This window comes from Accumulibacter sp., from assembly GCF_023806565.1.
In the GTDB taxonomy this organism is placed as follows: domain Bacteria; phylum Pseudomonadota; class Gammaproteobacteria; order Burkholderiales; family Rhodocyclaceae; genus Accumulibacter.
This window is the reverse complement of record NZ_JAMTDV010000002.1, coordinates 2,598-7,496: the sequence shown is the minus strand read 5'-3', so window position 1 is coordinate 7,496 and position 4,899 is coordinate 2,598. Positions and strand designations below refer to the sequence as shown.

At 65.2% G+C, this 4,899-nt stretch carries 5 protein-coding genes; all 5 read right to left on the bottom strand.

Annotated features, from left to right (window positions below):
* Positions 1-179: 179 nt before the first annotated feature.
* Positions 180-2,003 carry a family 2A encapsulin nanocompartment cargo protein cysteine desulfurase gene (locus NFV80_RS00085; RefSeq protein WP_295325250.1) on the bottom strand — a complete coding sequence of 608 codons (1,824 nt, stop codon included), beginning with the start codon at positions 2,001-2,003 and terminating at the stop codon, positions 180-182.
* Entirely contained in the window at positions 1,978-2,904 is a 927-nt protein-coding gene (locus tag NFV80_RS00080) for a family 2A encapsulin nanocompartment shell protein (protein WP_295325247.1), read from the bottom strand. The genes NFV80_RS00085 and NFV80_RS00080 overlap by 26 nt, the downstream gene beginning before the upstream one ends.
* Positions 2,905-3,052: 148 nt before the next feature.
* Positions 3,053-3,274: a helix-turn-helix transcriptional regulator gene (locus NFV80_RS00075; protein WP_295325244.1), complete on the bottom strand. Its 222-nt coding sequence runs from the start codon at positions 3,272-3,274 to the stop codon at positions 3,053-3,055.
* Complete coding sequence (epsC, locus tag NFV80_RS00070) at positions 3,271-4,236, bottom strand: serine O-acetyltransferase EpsC (RefSeq protein WP_295325242.1); 966 nt, start codon at positions 4,234-4,236, stop codon at positions 3,271-3,273. Before epsC ends, NFV80_RS00075 begins: the two co-directional genes overlap by 4 nt.
* A gap of 21 nt (positions 4,237-4,257) precedes the next feature.
* Positions 4,258-4,776 (bottom strand): rhodanese-like domain-containing protein, encoded by a 519-nt coding sequence (locus tag NFV80_RS00065; protein ID WP_296757424.1) that lies wholly within the window; start codon positions 4,774-4,776, stop codon positions 4,258-4,260.
* Positions 4,777-4,899 lie beyond the last annotated feature (123 nt).

Sequence of the window (4,899 nt, the reverse complement as noted above, 5' to 3'; positions counted from 1 at the left end):
GTCGCCGCCGTTTGCTGCAGCGCCCACCCGGAGCGCACGATTCGCCTGGCTGAGGATCATTGCTAATCAGGTGAGGGAATGAACGGGACGCAGGCGGCATTCGCCGGATCAGGAAAGACAACGCCCCGGCCTAAAGGCGGCAGGCCGGGGCGTCCTGGTTCCCCCGCAGCTTTGGTCGACTAGCCGAGCGCGCGCCCCTTTCCTCTCGCCAGGCGCTGCAGCACCGAGACCAGCAGATCGACTTCCGCGCAGGTGTTGTAGAACGCCAGAGACGGACGCACCGTGGCTTCGACGCCGAATCGACGCAGGATCGGCTGGGCGCAGTGGTGGCCGGCGCGTATGGCGATGCCTTCCTCGTTGAGCGCTGCGCCGACCTCCTCCGGACGGTAGCCGGCAAGGACGAACGAGAGCACGCTGGCCTTGTCGTCAGCGGTGCCGATCAGGCGGATGCCGGGAATCGGCCTGACCCGCTGCGTCGCGTAGGCAAGCAGATCATGCTCGTAACGGGCGATGTTCTCGATACCGATTCGTTCGACGTAGTCGATCGCGGCGCCGAGTCCGGCCGCATCGGCGATGTTGCCGGTACCGGCCTCGAAGCGCGCCGGCACGCCCTGGTAGAGCGTACGCTCGAAGGTGACGTCGGCGATCATGTTGCCACCACCCTGCCAGGGCGGCATGTCTTCGAGAATGTCGCGCTTGCCGTAAACGACGCCGATGCCGGTCGGCGCGAAGACCTTGTGGCCGGAGAAAACGAAGAAATCGGTATCGATCGCCTGCACGTTGACGCGCATGTGCGACACGGACTGGGCACCGTCGACCAACACCCTGGCGCCCACCCGGTGGGCGAGTTCAACGATCTCCTTGACCGGGGTCACGGTGCCCAGGGCATTGGAAACCTGGCTGATGGCCACCAGTTTCGTGCGGTCGTTGAGCAGCCGCTGGTATTCCTCCAGCAGGATCTGGCCCCTGTCATCGACCGGAATGACCCGAATGCGGGCGCCGCTGTCCTTCGCCAGTTGTTGCCAGGGAACGATGTTGGCATGGTGTTCGAGCAGTGAGACGACGATTTCGTCGCCTTCGCGGATGTTCTGCCTGCCCCAGCTCTTGGCGACCAGGTTGATCGCCTCGGTGGCGCCGCGCACGAAGATGATCTCCTCGGCCGACGCGGCGCCGAGGAAGCGCGCCACCTTGCCACGAGCGGCCTCGTAGGCGTCCGTGGCACGCGCCGCGAGTTCGTGCGCCGCACGGTGGATGTTGGAGTTCTCGTGCTGGTAGAACTGCACCAGGCGGTCGATCACCGCCTGCGGCTTTTGCGTCGTCGCGGCGTTGTCGAACCAGACCAGCGGTTTGCCATTGACGCGCTCGGAGAGGATGGGGAAGTCGCGTCGTACCGCCTGCACGTCGAAGGCCGGAAAGCGCGTGGCATCGGCCCGAGGAACCGGGGGAGACTGTTCGAGGAAGTAATAGCCGCTTTGGCCGGGTGCAGCGGGCGGCGCCGGTTCTGGCAGCGAGCGTTCATCGGCGAGTTCTGCGAGCAGCCGGCGCAGCGCGATTTCGCCCGGCAGTTCGAAGGGATGGGCAACGACGTGATTGTCCGCCGGGGCTGCCGGGACCTGGTGTGCAGAGGAAAGCGCCGCTGCTTCGCCAAGAAAGTAGTACGGCGACCCGGGTACACCTGCGGGAGCACTGATCGGGGCGGTCATCGGCAACGCGGCGGCATACGCTTCGGGCACGCCAAATTCCGGTGCGATTGGCCCTGCTTCGACCGGCGCCTGGCCGACCGAGGGTGCGGCAACCGGATCCAAGGCCGGCCCCGGCTCGCCGATCGCCAGTCCGCCGACCGCGGGCGCCGATGGCGACGCCGCCTCGCTTCCCGGCAGCGCCCGGAACAAGTCCTGGGCCAGGCGGGCAAGCGCCGCCTCGTCGGGCAGGCCGGAAACCGCCGCGAGGCCGAAGGGCAGCCCGCCGGGGGGCGAATCAGCGGTAGGTGTCAGCATAGTCATGGTATTTGTCGATCTCCACATCGTCGAGAACGGCCAGCGCGTCCTCGGCATGCACGGCCAGCGAGCAGTACAGCGAAATCAGATAGGAAGCGATGGCGTTGCGGTCGATGCCCATGAAGCGCACCGAGAGTCCCGGGCTCTGCTCGCCCGGCAGGCCCGGCTGATAGAGGCCGACGACACCTTGTCGTTTGTCGCCGACACGCAACAGCAGGATCTTGGTCTTGCCCTCCGCGACCGGCACCTTGTCCGACGGAATCAGCGGAATGCCGCGCCAGGTCACGAACTGCGAGCCGAACAGCGAAACAGTGGGCGGCGGCACGCCACGTCGGGTGCACTCGCGCCCGAAGGCAGCGATCGCCAGCGGATGGGTGAGGAAGAAGGCGGGTTCCTTCCACACCTTGGTAAGGAGATCGTCGAGGTCATCGGGAGTCGGTGCGCCGGTCAGCGTCGTGATGCGCTGGCTGTCGGCAACGTTGGCCAGCAGGCCATAGTCGCCATTGTTGATCAGTTCGTTTTCCTGCCGCTCCTTGATCGTTTCGATCGTCAGCCGCAATTGCTCCTTGATCTGGTCGTGCGGGCTGCTGTACAGGTCCGAAATGCGCGTGTGCACGTCCAGGACGGTGGTGACAGCGCTGAGGAAGTACTCGCGCGGGTTCTCCTCGTAGTCGACGAAGGTCTGCGGCAGCTCGGACTCGTCACGCTTGGCGCAGGCGACTTTCACGTCACGCGGGTTCTTGACCTGGTTCAGGCGGTAGATACCGGCTTCGACCGGCAGCCACTGCAGCAGGTGCGTCAGCCAGCGCGGGGAAATCGTGGAGAGCTGCGCTACGGTCTTGGTGGCGTTGGCCAGTTGCCGTGCGGCGACATCGCTCAGGGCGGCTTGCGGTTGACTATCTGCCATGGGGTACTCCTTGTGATTGCGACAGTGGTTAGAAGAAAAAAGAATAAGCAAATAATTCTTGCTTAAAAAATGGACTCTACTCTCCGCCCTGCAGGGGGCTCAACATGCTGTAGCCAGCAGGAGCAATACCCGCGCGGCCCGGAGAAACTCAGCCATGCTCGCAACGAGCGACCAATGTCGAGAGATGGACTCCCAGCGCTCGTGCCAGCTTGTCGGCGGTGACCAGGGAAGGGGTGGAGAGACCGCGTTCGATCTCGCCGACGTAGGAGCGATTGAGGTTGGCCCTTTCCGCCACGTGCTCCTGCGACCAGCCACGCTCGTGGCGCAGCTGCCGTACGACACAAGAAAAACGATCGTTGACACCGTTCATATGCCGCTGCCGTCTTCGAGAATCTCGTTCCTGGCAAAGGCCTGCGTGACGATGCTCCCGGGGGGAACGCTGTGCGTCAGCCAGACGTTGCCGCCGATCGAAGAACCCCGGCCGATCGTGATCCGGCCAAGGATGGTAGCGCCGGCGTAGATGACCACGTCATCCTCGACGAGCGGATGGCGCGGCGAGCCTTTTTCGAGGGCACCGTCGGCATCTACGGTGAAGCGCTTGGCGCCGAGGGTGACCGCCTGGTAGAGGCGGACACGCCGGCCGATGACTGCCGTCTCGCCGATGACAACGCCGGTACCGTGGTCGATGAAGAAGCTGCTGCCGATGCTGGCGCCGGGATGGATGTCGATGCCGGTGGCGGAATGGGCGAGTTCGGCGACGATACGGGCGAGCAGCGGCACACCAAGCCGATACAGGGCATGCGCCAGGCGGTGGTAGATGGTGGCCAGCGTGCCCGGGTAGCAGAGAACGACTTCGTCGACACTGCGAGCCGCCGGGTCATTACGGTAGGCAGCCTCGACATCGCTGTCGAGGAGGACGCGAATGTCGGGCAAGGCGGCAGCGAACTGGCGTACCACCTCGATCGCCCGCTTCTCGACAGTCGCCGCGTCGACCTGCGGGTCATGCCGGGCACCATGCGCGAGTTCCAGGCGTACCTGGTCAACGAGACTGCGCAGCGCGAGGTCGAGGGTGTGGCCGACATAGAAATCTTCGCTGTGCCCCTGCTGCAGGTCGGGCGGTCCGAGGCGCATCGGAAAGAGTGCGCCGCACAGCCGCTCGACGATGTCGCGCAGCGCGTCACGGGAAGGGAATTCGCGGGCTCCCGATTCGAGAGGGCGATGCTGCGCCAGACGCCAGCGTTCGCGAGCGGCGCGCAGATCGCGAACGATGTCATCGAGACCGGAAAGCGCCGAGTTCGAGCGATCAAGTGGTGAACCGGAGGGTGCGTTCATGGATCGATTTCCCGTCGGCGCTCAGTCCTGGACCCAGGGCAGACCATGGTAGCGCCAGCCGCCACTCACACCGCGTTGCCCCTCGGGAGTGATCTCTCCCTCGAAGCCTTCCAGAACATTGTACACTCGCCGGAAGCCAGCACGCGTCGCGGCGGCAGCGGCGGCGGCCGAGCGCTTGCCGCTGCGACAAATGAGGAGAATCACGTCGTCCTTGCCGGCCTTGCTGGCGAGTTCGCGCAGGAAGCGCGGATTCTTGGTCAGGGCTGCGCCGAATTGCCACTGCACCAGCGGCGTGCCGGGAACGTGGCCGACATACCTGTATTCCTCGCTGGTGCGCACGTCGATGAGAATGGCTGCGCCCGCCTCCGCCAGCGCCCAGGCGTCGTGCGGTGGAATCGCGCCGGCATAGGGAAGGTTCTCGCTCGCGGCACGCGCCCCCGCGGCGGCGAGAATGCCGGCAGGATCGCCAACATCCGGAGCCGCAGCGGGAACACATTCGGCGGCGACCGGGGCAAGGTCGAGTTGGGCGGTGGCAAGCATCGAAATCTCCTGGAAATGGAAGAGCGGCCGCCATCGCTTCGGTGACGGCCCGTTGTGAGCACTCTAGCCGGGCGATCCGCCACGGCGAACGAAGAAAAACTGCGTTGCTTATAACATCTTGAC